Annotated in this window: 9 protein-coding genes; 7 read left to right on the top strand and 2 right to left on the bottom strand. The window is 71.1% G+C overall.

What is annotated here, in order from left to right:
- Positions 1-98: 98 nt before the first annotated feature.
- The 6 genes from BLASA_RS19040 (at position 99) to BLASA_RS25240 (ending at position 10311) form a co-directional block, all read left to right on the top strand.
- A complete protein-coding gene (locus BLASA_RS19040; RefSeq protein WP_014377861.1) occupies positions 99-1757 on the top strand; it encodes a reprolysin-like metallopeptidase in 1659 nt (552 codons plus the stop codon).
- A 93-nt stretch (positions 1758-1850) separates the two neighbouring features.
- Entirely contained in the window at positions 1851-4733 is a 2883-nt protein-coding gene (locus tag BLASA_RS19035; protein ID WP_014377860.1) for a reprolysin-like metallopeptidase, read from the top strand.
- Positions 4734-4937: 204 nt separating this feature from the next.
- Positions 4938-6320 carry a glycosyl transferase gene (locus BLASA_RS19030; protein WP_014377859.1) on the top strand — a complete coding sequence of 461 codons (1383 nt, stop codon included), beginning with the start codon at positions 4938-4940 and terminating at the stop codon, positions 6318-6320.
- On the top strand, positions 6313-7287 hold the full coding sequence (locus BLASA_RS19025; RefSeq protein WP_014377858.1) for a glycosyltransferase: 975 nt from the start codon (positions 6313-6315) through the stop codon (positions 7285-7287). The genes BLASA_RS19030 and BLASA_RS19025 overlap by 8 nt, the downstream gene beginning before the upstream one ends.
- A 55-nt stretch (positions 7288-7342) precedes the next feature.
- The gene (locus tag BLASA_RS19020) at positions 7343-9253 is read left to right on the top strand and encodes a class I SAM-dependent methyltransferase (RefSeq protein WP_014377857.1); all 1911 of its coding nucleotides are present in this window, start codon (positions 7343-7345) and stop codon (positions 9251-9253) included.
- Complete coding sequence (locus tag BLASA_RS25240; protein ID WP_014377856.1) at positions 9250-10311, top strand: glycosyltransferase family 2 protein; 1062 nt, start codon at positions 9250-9252, stop codon at positions 10309-10311. Before BLASA_RS19020 ends, BLASA_RS25240 begins: the two co-directional genes overlap by 4 nt.
- 37 nt (positions 10312-10348) lie before the next feature.
- Here BLASA_RS25240 and BLASA_RS19010 read toward each other — a convergent pair whose 3' ends face one another.
- Together BLASA_RS19010 and BLASA_RS19005 are read right to left on the bottom strand one after the other, a co-directional pair.
- Complete coding sequence (locus BLASA_RS19010) at positions 10349-11587, bottom strand: ABC transporter ATP-binding protein (RefSeq protein WP_014377855.1); 1239 nt, start codon at positions 11585-11587, stop codon at positions 10349-10351.
- Positions 11587-12495, bottom strand: a complete 909-nt coding sequence (locus BLASA_RS19005) for an ABC transporter permease (RefSeq protein WP_014377854.1) — start codon at positions 12493-12495, stop codon at positions 11587-11589. The genes BLASA_RS19010 and BLASA_RS19005 overlap by 1 nt, the downstream gene beginning before the upstream one ends.
- Before the next feature lie 289 nt (positions 12496-12784).
- Here BLASA_RS19005 and BLASA_RS23670 point away from each other — a divergent pair, with 289 nt between their 5' ends.
- On the top strand, positions 12785-15688 hold the full coding sequence (locus BLASA_RS23670) for a peptidoglycan recognition protein (protein WP_014377853.1): 2904 nt from the start codon (positions 12785-12787) through the stop codon (positions 15686-15688).
- Positions 15689-15715: the final 27 nt, after the last annotated feature.

The following is a 15715-nucleotide window of genomic DNA, read 5'->3' as shown; positions in this document are numbered from 1 at the left end:
GCATCGGCCCGCCGATTCAGGGGTCGATGTCTCCTGACCGCGACCTCCGTCGTCCCCGCGGCCACCGCCGTACTCTGCGCACCGCCGCGCTGGCGGGGGTGCTGAGCGCCACCGCGCTCGGCGTCGCCGGCCTGCCGTCGGTCGCCTCGGCCGCCCCGGCCACCACGGTGGTCGGCGAGCTCGTGCACGTCTGGGCCGAGGGGGAGGCCGCGGTCGCGGGCGCCGGTCACGAGGACGACCACGATGTCGGCACGCAGCTGAGCTGGGTGGAGACCGAGGGCGGCTCGGTGCGCGTGCCGACGGAGCAGGTCGCCGGCGTCGGGCCCGGAGCCACCGTCGAGCTCACCCTGGGGGCGCCGGTCGAGGACGAGGCGAGCGAGGACGGCTACGAGCCGGCGCGCACGGTGCTGGCCGGCGACGTCGTTGCAGCGGCGGAGACCACCGAGCCGGCCGCCTCGCCCCGCACCGGGCTGACCAACGAGGTCACCGTCGTCCTGGTCGCACCGGCGGGCACCACGCCGGACGGCACGGTCCTCGACGACGTGGTCGCCGCCGTGGACGGTCCGGTGGCGAACTTCTGGGCGGAGCAGACCGGCGGCGCGATCACGGTGGGCGTCACCGACGCGCGAGGCTGGGTGTCCACGTCCGCCGGTTGCGCCACGCCGGAGACCATGTGGGACGAGGTGGCCGGGGTGGTCGGCTTCGTCCCGGGCCCCGGCAAGCACCTGATGCTGCGGCTCAGCGCCCAGACCGCCGCCCAGCCGGCGTGCGCCTACGCCCTGGCGCAGGTCGGCACCGGTCCGGCGTTCGGCGGCCGGCTGTACGTGCGGGAGGACCTCCCCGCGGTCATCGCGCACGAGCTCGGGCACAACTTCGGCCTGGGTCACTCCTCGGCGGAGCAGTGCGACGGCGCCGTGGAGTCCGGTTCCTGCCGGATCTCCGGCTACCGCGACTACTACGACGTCATGGGCGCCTCCTGGGCGCAACTGGGCTCGCTGAACGTCACGCAGGCCGCCGCGCTCCAGGTCCTGCCCGCCGGTGCGCAGCGGACCGTCTCGGTCGGTGACGACCCGACCACCCTCACCCTCGACCCGCTGGCGGGGGACGCCGGGGTGCGTGCGCTGCGGCTCGTGGATGCCGAGGGCATCCCCTACTGGCTCGAGCTGCGCTCCGGCACCGGCCGGGACGCCTGGCTGACGACCCGGGAGAACGTCTACGGCTTGGACGCCGGTGTGCTACTGCACCGGGCGGGGGAGTTCCCCGACACCTCGCTGCTGCTGGACGGCACCCCCGGCCCCTCGGCCGGGTGGGACGCCGACCTGCAGTCCGCCCTCCCGGTGGGCGTTCCGGTGCCGCTGTCCGGTGGGGACTTCACGGTCACGGTGCAGAGCGTCTCCGCCGCCGGGGCCGTCGTGCACGTCCTGCCGTCCGCGTCCTCCGCACAGAAGGCGTCCGTGCCCAGCGCGGGCGGGGACGTCCGGGCAGCGACGCTCCCCGGCGACCGGGCGACGCTGCGTGCGGCGTCGGTCGGTGAGATCCCGGCGGTCGTCCAGGGTCCGCCGGCGCCGGCGTCGGCGGTGCCTGCGGCGGTGGCTTCCGGGTTGCCGCAGCCCTCGCTCGACCCGGCCGCCGACAGCGCCGGCGGGACCCCCGAGAGCAGTGGTTCACCGGCGTTCCTGGCGGCGGCGGCGCTCGCCGGCACGACCGTCCTGCTGGTGCCGGCCGTGCGCCGGGGGATGCCCCGCCGTCGTCGCTGAGCCCGTCCGTTCACCCGATGGTGGTGCGAGGGTGCGGCCAGGGCTCCGGGACGCCGATGAGGAGTGCGACCACGCGCACCTTGGAGTTGATCCGTGTCCCCCGTTAGCCGACGCCCTCGTCGCCGAGCGCTCCCCCTGCTGCTCTCCGCCGGACTGGTCCTGCCGGTTCTCGCCGGTGTGCCCTCGGCACAGGCGGAGGAAGGCTCCGCGACCGAGACGGTCGTCGGGGAGCTGGTGCAGGCCTGGCCCGAACACGCGAACCTCCAGGATGCGGCGGCTCACGCCCACGAGGGGCCGCTGAGCTGGGTCGAGACGTCGGGCGGTGAGACCGTCCGGGTGCCGACAGAGGACGTCGAGGACATCGAGCTGGGGTCCACGGTCGAGGTCGTGCTCGGCGAGGAGGTCGTGGACACCGCGACCGCCGAGGACGGGCTGGAGCCTGCGCGCGAGGTGCTGGCGGCGGAAGTGCTCGACGCACCTCCCGCCGAGGAGCCGGCGCTTGCGGAGGCCACGACGACGGTCACCAATGAAGTCACCGTCGTCATGATGATCCCGGGAGGCGGCGTCCAGGAGTCCGGGCGGACGCTCACCCAGGTGGTCAACGCGGTGCAGACCTCTGTCCGCGAGTTCTGGTCCACGCAGAGCAACGGGGCGATCGAGGTCGGGGTCACCGGGCAGTTCGACTGGTTCCAGGGGACGGCGACCTGCGCGGACCCCTACGCGATCTTCGCCGAGGCGGCCGCGCACGCGGGATGGACGGAGGGGCCGGGACGGCACCTCCTGGTCTACCTGCCGCGCAACTCGGGGGGCTGCTCCTACGGGCTCGCGGAGGTGCGCACCTCGCCCTCCTCCGGCGGCCTGCTCTACGTGACCGACGTGGCGACGTCGCTCGTCGCCCACGAGCTGGGCCACAACTTCGGCCTCGGGCACTCCTCGTCGCTGCAGTGCGATGGCGCCGTCGACACGGGGAGCTGCCGGGTCCGCGGCTACTTCGACCTCTACGACGTCATGGGCGTCTCCTGGGAACAGGTCGGTTCGCTCAACGTCCGCCACGCCTGGACGTTGACCGGCCGCAACGACCAGATGCAGGAGTTCGCGCCCAACAGTCCGTCCGCGACCGTGACCATCGCTCCGGTGTCCCAGCAGTCGGGGCTGCGGGCTGTCCGGCTCGTGGGCGGCCCGGGGGAGGAGTACTGGCTGGAGTACCGCCCGGCGAGTGGTCGGAATGACTGGCTGGGCACGTCACAGAACCGGTTCGGGCTCCAGCCCGGCGTGCTGCTGCGCTCGGTCCCCGCCACGGGAGAGGACGCGTCCCTTCTCCTGGACGGGACGCCCTCCCGGACGTCGGAGTGGAGCGCAGACCTCAAGGCCGCCCTCCCGATCGGACGGGAGATGCGGATCGCCGGCGGCGACTTCTTCGTGACCGTGCTCAACGTGTCCGCCTCGGGCGCCGAGATCAGGATCGCGGGAGCGGCGAACGCCACTCCGCTGGTCCGGACGCCGGAGAGCCCAGCGGTCTACCTCCTCTCGGCGACCGGGAAGCATCCGGTCGCCGACCTGGCGACCCTGACGGCGCTGTCCCCGTTGGGACCGGTGAGGTTCGTGTCGCAGCAGTACCTGGACCAGTGGGCGACCAAGCCACGGATGGGCCGGGTGGTGGCCTCGCCAAGCGGGATCACGTACTTCCTGGACTCGGCGATGAAGCTGCCGTTCTCCTCGTGCGGCCAGGTCGCCGAGTACGGCGGCTCGTGTGACGCGCCGGTCACCCTCGAGCAGTCGCGGATCGACGCCTTCGTGAGCGCTCCGCCGATCACCCCCCTGTACCGGACGACGTCGGGCAAGGCGTTCTACGTGACCGCCGGGGCCAAGCGTGAGGTCGTCGACGACGACGCCCTGACGGCGGCCGGGCTGTCGACCACCGGAGTGCGGCTGCTGGAGTCGGGACTGGGGTACCTGCCCTACGGGGTACCGATCACCCGCGACGACGTGGTCATCCTCAACCGATCGACCGGGGCGGCGACCGTCAGTGTGGGCGGGGGTTTCGCCACCGTGCCTCAGCCGCTGCGCGCAGCCACGGTGCTGGGTGCCCTCCCCGTACGCGCACTGGACGACGCCAGCATCCGCCGCCTCATGTCCGCGGCGGTCAGTTCGCCGGTAGTGAAGGAGGCCGGCGGGTCTGCGACATTCCTGCTGACCGAGACCGGCAAGAAGCATGTATCCGACCCAGGGATGCTGCCGGTGTCCGTGCCCGAGGTGTCGGCGGCATTCCTCTCGCTGTTCCCCGATGCCGGGACGTTCGGCGGAGCGGGGTTCCTGAAGGGATCGACCGGCAGTGCGGTCTACGTGCTCGACGAGGGACGGCGCCGCAGCGTGGGCTCGTGGTCCGCGCTGGTGCGACTCGCCGGTGATGCGAGCCCCGCGATCCTGACCGTCGACCAGCGGCTCGTGGACCTGCTGCCGGCCGGCCCGGCCCAGTTGCCGCCGGGGGAGCTCGTGGTCGCCCCGAGCGCCGCGACGGTCTACTTCGTGAACGGACGCGACGAGCTGCTGCGGGTGGCCTCCTTCGCGACCACGACGGACCTCGGTGTCACCCGGCTCTCGCCGGTGGCGGACGCCGCAGTCGCCGCGTACGCGGTGCACGGATCCGGGCTCTCCACGGCGGTCACGTGCGAGGGCACCCGGTACCTCGGACTCGGCGGTCGGGCGTACCCGATCGACGACCCGGCGGTCGCCGACGCCTACCGGCTCTCGTACGCCGTTCTGGATCCCGGTGCGTGCGCCGCCCTGCCACGCGGGGCCCGAGCGCTTAACCGCTTCCTGCTCGGCGCCGAAGGCACGATCTACTGGATCGAGGATGGTGCCAAGCGCCCCATCCGATCGTGGGAGACGTACGTCCAGATGGGCGGGACCAGTTCGTCGGCCATCTCCGCCGGTCCCGCGGCGCTGTCTCGCATCCCCACCGGCAGCCCACTCTAAACACCGACTCACCCCGGGCGCTCCTGCGCTCTTCCGGCCGCACGGTCCTCGCCACTGCTAGATTGGCCCGCAGCTACGGTCAACAGGTGAGGCGGTGCCTCCCCGGCCCGGTGGATGAGTCCGCCCGCTCTTCGACCGGCCAGCGGTGCCCGAGTGCAGGAGGCCGCGGTCGGATGTTGGCCGCCGAGAGGGGACGATCAACTCATGCCCAACAACGCGTCGAGGGCCTTCCGAGTGCTCGGTGAGGAGGGACCCGGCGCGCTGGCCGCGCGGGTCCTCCGGCTGATCCGCAACCGCACCCGCGGCTCCCGCGGCGGTCGGCTGGTCTCCCGCGGCCTGCGCGGAAGCCGCCGCGCGGTCGGGATCGCCCGCACGGAAGGAACGCGCTCGCTCGTGCTCAAGGCGCTGGACAGGACGCGCGGGCAGTTGGTCGCCGCCGAGCCCTCCCTCGCACCGCGCCAGGAGATCCGCATGCTCGTGCGCTACGAGGACGCGCTCGAGGTCGACTGGACCGAGCCGGCCCGGTGGGCCAACGCTCAAATGACGGTCGTCGACCGTCCGATCCACACCGCGTGGTTCCTGCACCCGCCGGGTGAGTCCTCGGGCGGTGCACAGACGATCTTCCGGTTCGTCCGCTACCTGGAGCAGGCCGGGCACAAAGCGACGATCTACCTGTACCACTCCAACCCCTGGCCCATCGACGCTCCGTACCTCCGCGAGCTGATCGCGGCCAATCCGTCGTACTCCGACGTGAAGGCCCAGTTCGTGGCGTACTCGCACGAGCAGGGAGTGGCCGACGACGTGGACGCGATCTTCGCCACGGGCTGGGAGACCGCCTACCCGGTCTACCGGGACCGTTCCCGGGCCAAGCGGTTCTACTTCGTGCAGGACTTCGAGCCGGCGTTCTACCCGGTAGGGACGGAGAACGTCCTCGCCGAGAACACCTACCGCTTCGGCTTCCATGGCGTCACCGCCGGCCGGTGGCTCGCCGACAAGCTGGCTGACGAGTACGGCATGGTCACGTCGCACTTCGACTTCGGTGTCGACCTCGCCAACTACCGTTTCACGCCGAACGCGCAGCGCGGAGACCTGTTCTTCTATGCGCGGCCGGTGACCACCCGGCGGGGATTCGAGCTCGGCGTCATGGCTCTGGAGCACGTCGCTCGAGCCATGCCGGATCGCACCATCCACCTCGCCGGCTGGGATACCTCCGCCTACCAGCTGCCCTTCCCCCACGAGCACCACGGCATCCTCTCGACCAAGGGGTTGGCCGACGTCTACGACTCCTGTTCGGCGGCCCTGGTGCTCTCGCTCACCAACATGTCGCTGCTACCCCTGGAGTTGCTGGCCAGCGGCGTGATCCCCGTGGTCAACCGTGGCCCGAACAACGACAAGGTCGTGCAGAACCCGTACATCCGGTACGCCGATCCCTCGCCACACGCCCTTGCCGCCGCCCTGGTCGAGGAGATGCAGCGTCCGGACGCGCTCGATCGGGCTGCGCAGGCCGCAGCCAGCGTCGCCGACGTGTCCTGGGACCGGTCCGGCAAGGCCTTCGTGGAGACCGTCGTGGAGGCCGTGCGTGGCTGAGGCCGGGGTGGAGGGCGCCGAGGTGACGGCCTCCCGAGTCGGCGGCGGAAACGTGCTCGTCACCGTCGTCGTCCTGACGTATGACGGCGAGCGGTTCTTGACCGACCTGCTCAACGCGGTCACCACCCAGGACATCGACGGCGATGTCGAGGTGCTGGTTATCGACTCCGGATCCACCGACCGGACGCTGGAGATCGTCACGCGGTACCCCGGCGTGCGGCTCATCCGGATCCCGAACTCCCATTTCGGCCACGGCCGCACCCGCAATCAGGCGGCGCGGTGGGCGCGTGGGCGCTACGTCGCCTATCTCACTCACGACGCGGTCCCGGCGCACTCCCGGTGGCTCTACGAGTTGCTCAAGCCCTTCGAGCTCGACGACCGGGTGGTCGCGGTGATGGGCAGCCAGATCCCACGGCCGTGGTGCTTCCCCCTGCTGAAGAACGAGATTCGCGGAGTCTTCCAGGGATTCGGCCCCGGATTCGGCACGACGCTGTTCTACGCCGACGACTTCATGGACAGCGACGCGGTGCGCAACGCGGTGACGTTCTACTCCGACGTCAACTCCGCGGCACGGCGGGACGTGCTCACCGGCCCGGTGCCCTACCGCGACGTCTCCTACGCCGAGGACCAGCTCTTCGGCCGCGACATCGTCGCGGCCGGGATGCGGAAGGCCTACGCACCACGCGCGTCCGTGGTGCACTCCAACGATCTGAGCCTGCGCGAGTACGACGACCGGCTGGCAGCCGAGACGCTGGGACTGCGGGAGGTGGGTATCGAGGTCGAGGTGCCGTCCCTCACCGTGGTGTCCAAGATGGTCGCAAAGGGCGTCGCCAAGGACACCGTCCGGCTGCTCCGCGACGGCGAGTACACCAGGAAGCGCAAGCTCTACTGGCTGGCGGTCAACCCGCTCTACCACCTGCAGAAGTGGCGTGGTGTCCGGCGCGGGGCCACTGCGCCGCTGCCGTAACCCCGCGGCGCACCGGCGACGCCTAAGCCCACCTGCCCCCCGGAGGAACCAGCCCATGACCGAGACCACCCCGCTGCGCATGCTCGAGGTGCCCAGAGACTCCGGGTGCCGAGTACTGTCGTCGCCCGATCTGGGCTACGCCGACGGCGCCGAGCAGCGGCTGCTGGACATCGTGTCGGCGGCCGAGGATCTCTCCTCGAGCTCCCAGGAGCTCGCCAGTGCCGCCACCGACTGGGCGACGACTTACTCACTGGTCCCGACTCGGGCCAACGTGATCCGCGCACTGGACCTCCCGCCGGACGCCAAGGTGCTGGAGATCGGCTGCGGGTGCGGGCCGATCACCCGCTACCTCGGCGAAACCGTAGCCGTGGTCGACTCGGTGGAGCCGATGCCGGCCCGGGCCGCGGTGGCGCGGGCCCGCACCCGTGACCTGCCGGGCGTCGAGGTCTACGTGGGCACGCTGGACGACGTCCCGGCGGAACCGGCCTACGACGCAGTCCTGGTGATCGGCGTCCTCGAGTACGTCGCCGGGGGCGCTCTGGACCCGGAGCCCTACCTCGCGTTCCTGCGCCAGTGCCACGGCGTCCTCAAGGACGGCGGCACGCTGGTCGTGGCGATCGAGAACCCGCTCGGCGTGAAGTACATCAGCGGCGCCGTCGAGGACCACACCAACCGACCCTTCGACTCCCTGGAGGGCTACGCCCTCGAGTCTCCGGCCCGGACCTTCCCCCGTCGCACGCTGGATGCGATGCTCGGGCGAGCCGGCTTCGACGCCCGCTTCCTGGCTGCCTTCCCCGACTACAAGCTGCCGCGCGCGATCATGACCGACGAGCTCTTCGCTTCTTCTCCGCAGCTCGCCGAGAACCTGCCGCGCTTCCCGAGCCCCGACTACCTCGTCCCGCGCCTGCAGCTCTCCGACGAGCGGCTCACCTGGCGCACCCTCGTGGCCTCCGGCGTGGCGGAGCACTTCGCCAACTCGCTGATCGCGCTCGCGACCAAGGGCACCGGCCCCTCGCTGTGGCCGGACGACCGGCAGGCCGTCCTCTTCGCCTCGGAGCGGCAGCCGCAGTACGCCGTGCGCAGCGAGGTGCACGCCGTCGACGGGGGGCTGCAGTTCCGCCGGACCGCGTTGTTCCACCACCGCGCCGGGGCCGCATCCCATGGCGACGTACGCCACGCCCCTGCCGGAGTCGAGCCGGTGGTCCCCGGCCAGGAGCTGCTCCAGTTGCTCCTCGACGCACCCGCCCGGCGACCCGAGTTGCTCAAGCGGTGGGCCGGGCTGGTCCCCGAGGCGGAGTGGGCGCCGGTGGACCTGGCGCCGCACAACGTCATCGTGACGACTGATGACGAACTCGTCGCCATCGACCAGGAGTGGCAGGTGCGCGGCTACGACCGCGATGCCGTCCTGCTGCGGGGGCTCTTCCTCTGCGCCGTCGAACTTGCCTCCCGCACCCGTCCGGAGCGGCTGCGGCCCGCAGAGACCGTCCGCGATCTCGTGGAAGCGATGGCTGCAGAGATCGGCCTCACCGTGGACGACGACCTGGTGCAGCGCTTCACCGAACAGGAGGCGGCGTTCCAGAGCGCGGTGAACACCACGGACGCGACCGTCGCAGCCCGCGTGGCGCGGTCGGCCGAGGACCTGCAGAAGACGCTGACGCTCACGCTCAGCGAGGTCCGGGGTGGCGAGCGGTTCGACGTCCAGTTCGCGCGGGCAGGCCAGGACATCGACAACCTCTACGAGATGGTGGCCCAGCGCGACGCCACCGCTGCCGAGCAGCAGGGCGTCATCGCCGACCTGCAGAAGGAGGTCTCGGGGCTGCAGGCCGACCTGGCGGAAGCGCGCAAGGCCTTCTACGAGTGCGTGGCCGAGGCCGACGCCCTTCGCGGGCGGTTGCCCTCGACGATCGCCCGCAAGGTGGCCAAGAGTGCCCTCGCCCGGGCAGGCCTGCGGCGCCCGACGCAGTGACCGCGCCGACGTCCGCAGGGGATCGGACACCGGCCGTCAGCGTCCTCGTCGTCGACTGGAACGGCGGGGACCTCCTGCTGCGGTGCCTGCAGTCCGTCACCGAGGACGCCGGCCGACCCGGCGTGCCGACGACGGAGGTCGTCGTGGTCGACAACGCCTCGACCGACGGCGCCGCCGACCGGGCGCAGGAGCGCTTCCCCGGGCTGATAGTTCTCCGCCAGGAGTCCAACCTCGGCTTCGCGGGTGGGGCCAACGCCGGGATTCGCGCCGCTCGGGGGGCCGTCATCGTCCTGGTCAACAACGACGCCGAGGTGCGGGGGGGCTTCCTCGAGGCCGTCACCGCCGCCCTGGACGCGCCCGGCAACGAGGATGTCGCCGCGGTCACCGGGCGCGTCCTCCTCGCCGGCTGGTATCGACCCCTTCCGGCCGATGCCGCCCCCGAGGAGGGCCTGCGAGGTCACGACGGTTCCCGATGGGGGCGCGCCGACGAGCGGGACCCCGGCGCCCGGCGGCTGACCAACTCCACGGGCAACGAGATGACGCGCTCCGGCAACGGCCGTGACCGGGACTGGTTGGCTCCGGCGGACCAGCAACCGGCCGGGTCGCAGGTCTTCGGATTCAACGGTGGCTGCGTGGCGTTGCGGCGCCGAGCCCTCGACGACGTGGGGCTGTTCGACGACCGGCTCTTCATGTACTTCGAGGACACGGAGCTGTCCTGGCGCCTGCGCCGGGCAGGCTGGCGGATCATGCATGAGCCGGGCGCGGTGACCGTGCACCAGCACGCCGCCTCCTCGGGTACGGCGACCGCGTTTTTCCAGGTCGCCAACGCCCGCAACCGGCTCGTGGTCAGTCTCGGCCAGGCACCTTGGGCCGTCGTCCTGCGTGGCCTGGCCCGCACCGGCTATCGGCTGCTCGTCGGCCCACATCGCGGCCGGACGGCCCGTGCGGTCCTGCAGGCGCTGGCGCTGGTGCCCTGGGCGGTGCGCCGCCGGCGGGAGACGGATCGGCGGGCTCGCCTGTCCCGTCGCGAGGTGGCCGGGTGGCTCGTCGCGGACTGACCGCGAGGCCGCGCCGTCCCCGCCGCCGGCTGGGGGCTTAGGACCGGACGTCGATGTCTGTGTCGATGGCCACCACGCCGTTGCCCGGGGTGTCGGAGTCGACGCTGAAGGTCGCTGCCTGCGCCTGCAGGTCGATCATCTCGCCCTTGACCTCGCCGACACCCACGCGGACCACGTACTCGCCCTCGCCGAGCGGTACCCGGGGTAACGAGAAGGAGACCTCGTGGCGCCCGGCTCCGGTCTTGAGGTCGACGCCCTCCATGTGGGTGTTCACGTGGTACACCCGCTGCCCCAGCGGCGTCTCGATCGCCAGCCCCATCATCCACCGGCCGACGCTGTCGTCGAGATCGACGGCGACGTGGGCGACCAGGGGGCAGCCGGAGGTCATCCGCTGGGCGGGTTCACCGGTCGGAGTGCGGAGGTCGACGCTCTGGATCGACCCGCGACTGGCGACGGGCTCGCCGACGACCTCCGACTTCCGCTCGGCCTCCTCGCGGCGGTCCTCGTCGAAGCCCGCACGCAACGCACGGATGGCCTCGCGCGGCGCGCCGTCGAACTGCATCACGCCGTCGCGGAGCAACACCGCGCGGTCGCACAGATCGCCGACCTGCTCGGCCGAGTGGCTCACCAGGACGATCGTCCGGCCTTCCTCCTGGAACGAGCGGATCTTGTCCATGCACTTGCGCTGGAACGGCTCGTCACCGACAGCCAGGACTTCATCGACCAGCAGCAGATCAGGATCGACGTGGATGGCGACGGCGAAGGCCAGCCGCACGTACATGCCGGACGAGTAGAACTTCACCTGGTTGTCGATGAAGTGCTCGATGCCGGAGAAGTCGACGATGGCGTCGAACTGCCGGTCGGTCTCCTGTCGCGACATCCCGAGGATGGCGGCGTTGAGGTAGACGTTCTCCCGCCCGGTGAGGTCGGGGTGGAACCCCGCACCGAGCTCCAGCAGGGCCGCAAGCCGCCCGCGCCGCATCACCGTCCCGGTGGTGGGCTGGATGATCGCACCGATGATCTTGAGCAAGGTGCTCTTGCCGGATCCGTTGGACCCCATGAGGCCGACCGTCGAGCCGGCGCCGATGGAGAGGTCGACGTCGCGCAGGGCCCAGAAGTCCTCGCTCTGGGAGCCACGCCACCCGCCGCGGAGCACCCGTTCCTTGAGTGACTGCTCCTTGTGGAGCACGAAGCGCTTCGAGACGTTGGAGACTCGGATGATCTCCGGCGAGGGCCTGGTGGTGGGGGCGGTGGCCATCGTGGCGGTGGATGTCATCACAGCTCCTGTGCGAAGTTGCCCTCGAGCCTGGCGAACACCCGCTGGCTGACCCAGAGCAGGGCCAGCGAGAGGGCGAGGGCGATGCCCAGGCGGATCGGCATGTGGTCCGGGAAGGGTTGGTCGGCGCCCGCCACCCACATGCCGCGCTGAAAGGCCAGGACGGCCAACGTCACGGGGTTGGACAGGTAGAGCTCTTCGAGCCACGAGCCCTGGAGGAAATCGGTCACGAAGGCGAACGAGTAGATGATCGGGGACGCCCAGAAGAGGATCATGGTCACGATCTCCATCAGGTGCTGGACATCGCGCAGGTAGACGTTGATCGCCGACAGCAGGATGGCCAGCGCCGTCGCGAAGACCAGCACGAGGGCGATCGCGACGGGCACGTAGAGGAGCCGCTTCGACCACGGGAAGTCCCCGACGACGATCGTGCCTACCACCAGCACGGCGAACTGGATGCCGAAGTTGATCATCGCCGACCCGACCGTGCTCAAGGGGAAGACCTCGCGGGGCAGGTAGACCTTCTTGACCAGACCGGAGTTCGCGACCACTGAGCCCGCGCCCCCGCTGACGGTTTCGTTGAACAGGGCCCACATGGTCAGCCCGGCGAACACGAAGATCGCGAACTCGGGGATCGCTCGTGCGGCTCCGAGGAACTTGCCGATCACGACGAAGTAGATGATCAGCTGGGCAATCGGCTTGACCAAGCTCCACATGAACCCGAGTGAGCTGTTCTTGTACCGGGCGCGCAGCTCCCGCCGCACAAGCAGCACCAACAGCTCGCGGTAGGCGAAGATGTTCCGCACCGACGAGCTGGTACCGGATACGAGCCCCGACTGCGGGCCCACCGGTTGCATGTCCAAGCTTTCGAGGCGCTCCAGTCGCGCCTCGACATCGCTGTGCCGCATCGGTCCATCCAGCTCTCTGTCGCGTTCCATCGCCTCGCGAGGGCGTACGTCGGCCTGCGGACGCCGGAGGCCCGCACACGCTGCAGGAACCGACTCTAACTCGCGGTAAGGCCGGACCCCCGATTTCTGAGCGGTTCAGCGGTCCCGCTGGAACCGCCGGGCGCCCGCTGCCCCACGAGCCACAGCGGCGCCATGCGGCCCCACATCGCCACGCCGATAGAACACAGGGTGCTTCAATCGTCACGGATAGTGGCGCACAGTGGCGAGCTGCTGTCCTGAAGGAGGATCCATGCGCGTCTCGCGTGGCGTCATCGTGTCGCTGATCGTGGCTGGCCTGCTCGCCGTCCCGGTCGTGTCCGTCACACTGGGCCAGGGTGAGCCCGGGCGTGTGGTGGCGCTGGACCTCCAGGGAGTCGACACAGCGGTGGTCGCCGAAGCCCCCGGTGGACTCGTCGTCGCGTCGGCCGTGGAAGGCAACGGGTCCACGGGGCAGGCGCCGGGGGCGCCCCCTGAGATGATGCCCACCGACGCGGCGCCCGCCGTACTGACGGGAAAGGTGTCCACGGACGAGTTCTCGGCCGTGGGCTTCACCTGGGACGCCGCCAGCGCCGACGGCGTCGTGGTGCAGGCCCGGGTCCGGGAGGAGGACGGCTGGACCGAGTGGTTCGCCGTTCCGCAGAGCGATGACGGCCCGGATGCGGGCACCGAGTCGGCGCGCCGCGCCGCGGGGCGCTCCGCCACCGAGCTTCTCGTCACGGCCGAGGCCGACGCCATCCAGATCCGGGCCGATGCGGCCACCGGGACTCAGCCCGAGGGCCTGAAGGCCGTCCTGGTGGACCCCGGGGAGGTAGCTGCGGCCGCCATCCCCGTGGACTCCGCAGGGGCGGCGCCGGGGGTCATCTCGCGCGCGGAGTGGGGCGGGAGCACCCCGACGGGGGACTGCGCCCCGGAGTACGCCAGCGAGCTCAAGGCTGCGGTGGTGCACCACACCGCCGGGAGCAACGACTACACGGCGGACAGGTCGGCCGGCATCGTGCGCGCCATCTGGCTCTACCACACCAGCGATACCGGGCGCGGCTGGTGCGACATCGGCTACAACGCCCTCGTCGACCGCTTCGGCCAGATCTTCGAAGGTGCCGCAGGCGGGCTGCGCCGCCCGGTGATCGGGGCGCACGCCGGTGGGTTCAACACGTCGACCTTCGGTATCTCGGCGCTGGGCACCTACAGCACCGTGGCTGCACCGGCTGCCATGACCGACGCGATCAGCGAAATGATCGCCTGGAAGTTCGCCGCGGCCGGCATCGATCCCCGGGGTACCACGCAGCTGACCTCCGGCGGCTACACCTCCAAGTTCCCGGCCGGCACGAAGGTGACCTTGCCGGTGATCGTCGGACATCGCGACGTCGGTCAGACGAGCTGCCCCGGCGACCAGCTGTACGGCCGGATGGGCAGCATGCGCGCCCAGGTGGCCGAGTTGGTGGCCGCCGCATCCCGGGACCTGGTCCGCACGGTCGAGGACCCGACGGTGTTTGTGGTGTCGGGGTCGAGCAAGTACGTGGTGGGTGATCAGGCGACGTTGTCGTCGTTGTCGCCGTTGGGGCCGGTCGGGTTCGTGTCGCAGCAGTACTTGGATCGGCGGACGACGGTGTCGCGGATGAGTCGGGTGGTGTTGTCCCCGGAGGGGACGGTGTACTTCATCGATTCGGGGATTCGGTTGCCGTTCGGGTCGTGTGAGCAGGTGGCCGACTACGGGGCGGACTGTGCGTCGCTGGTGCGGTTGGAGCAGTCGTTGGTCGATGCCTTCCATCCGGGTCCGCCGGTCACGCCGGTCTACCGGACGACGTCGGGCAAGGCGTTCTACGTCACCGGTGGGGTCAAGCGTGAGGTGGCCGATGACGCCTCGCTGGTGGCCGCGGGGTTGCCGGGTCATTCGGTGACGCTGAAGGAGTCGGGGCTGGCCGATCTGCCGTACGGAGTGCCGGTGATCCGTGACGGGCTGGTGGCGCAGAACCGGTCGAGTCGGGCGGTGGCGGTGGTGGCTGGTGGCGCGGTGACGACGGTCTCGGAGGAGGTGCGGGTGGCGACGGCGTGGTCGGCGCTGCCGGTGCGCGGCCTGGACGATTCGTCGATGCGTGTCCTGACGATCGGGTCGGCGCCTGGTGCGGTGGTGCGGGAGTCGGGCGGTTCGCGGGTGTTCCTGCTGACCGAGGCGGGTAAGCGGGTGCTGGCCGATCCGGCGATGGTGTCGGCGGGGACGCCGGTGATTCCGGCGGCAGCGCTGGCGCTGCTGCCCGATGCGGCGCCGGTGGAGGCCGGGACCTTCGTGAAGGGTTCGGGTGCGGGCACGGTGTTCGCGCTGCGTGCCGGTCAGCTGCGGATGGTGTCCTCGTGGGCGGGTCTGGTCGCGCTGAACGGGGGCGGGGCGGATCCGCGGATCCTGTCGATCGATCAGCGGGTGGCCGATGTGCTGCCACGCGGCGCGCAGCAGCTGGTCCCGGGTGGGCTGGTGGTCGCCCCGCGCAGTTCGATGGTGTACCTGGTCAACGGCGTGGCCGAGCTGGTGCCGGTGGGCTCGTTCGCGGTCACCGATGAGCTGGGTGTCTCCCGGGTGTCCCGGGTGTCTGACTCCGACGTAGAGGCGTACGCGCTGCGGTCGGCGCCGGTGAGCACGGTGGTGGAGTGCGCCGGCACCCGGTACCTGGGGCTCGGCGGGAAGCTGTACCGGTTCGGTGCGACCGCCGGGACCCACTACCCGGCGCTGCCGGTCACCTCGCTGGACGCGCTGACCTGCGCGGCGCTGCCCAAGGCGCCGGGGGAGCTGACCCGTTTCCTGCGCGCCGGCGACGGGACCATCCACTACATCGACAACGGCCTGAAGCGGGCGATCCCGTCCTACGGCCAGTACCAGGCGATGGGCGGCACGGTGGCCAACACCATCCAGGTGTCGGGCTACGCGCTGTCGCTGATCCCCACCGGTCCGCGCTGGGGTGAACCCAGCACGGCGACCGCGGCGGCCACCCCGGCCCCCGCGCCGACATCCCCCAGCAGCCCTGCACCCAGCACGGCGACCGGAACGGCCACCCCGGCCCCCGCACCGACATCCCCCAGCAGCCCCGCACCCACCGCCGAACCGGCACCGGACACGACCAGCCCACCGTCCGCAACCAGCGGAGTGGCTACACCGGCGCCTTGACGTCGGAGGGGGCGGCAGCCGTACGGC

The organism is Blastococcus saxobsidens DD2, assembly GCF_000284015.1.
GTDB lineage: Bacteria > Actinomycetota > Actinomycetes > Mycobacteriales > Geodermatophilaceae > Blastococcus > Blastococcus saxobsidens_A.
Note: the sequence above shows the minus strand (reverse complement) of the source record. Positions and strands in the feature narration are given on the sequence as shown.

Excerpts from the sequence above, each read along its gene's own strand:
- BLASA_RS19030 (WP_014377859.1), top strand. The coding sequence starts at position 4,938 with ATGCCCAACAACGCGTCGAGGGCCTTCCGAGTGCTCGGTGAGGAGGGA.
- BLASA_RS19020 (WP_014377857.1), top strand. The coding sequence starts at position 7,343 with ATGACCGAGACCACCCCGCTGCGCATGCTCGAGGTGCCCAGAGACTCC.
- BLASA_RS19010 (WP_014377855.1), bottom strand. The coding sequence starts at position 11,587 with ATGACATCCACCGCCACGATGGCCACCGCCCCCACCACCAGGCCCTCG.
- BLASA_RS19005 (WP_014377854.1), bottom strand. The coding sequence starts at position 12,495 with ATGCGGCACAGCGATGTCGAGGCGCGACTGGAGCGCCTCGAAAGCTTG.
- BLASA_RS23670 (WP_014377853.1), top strand. The coding sequence starts at position 12,785 with ATGCGCGTCTCGCGTGGCGTCATCGTGTCGCTGATCGTGGCTGGCCTG.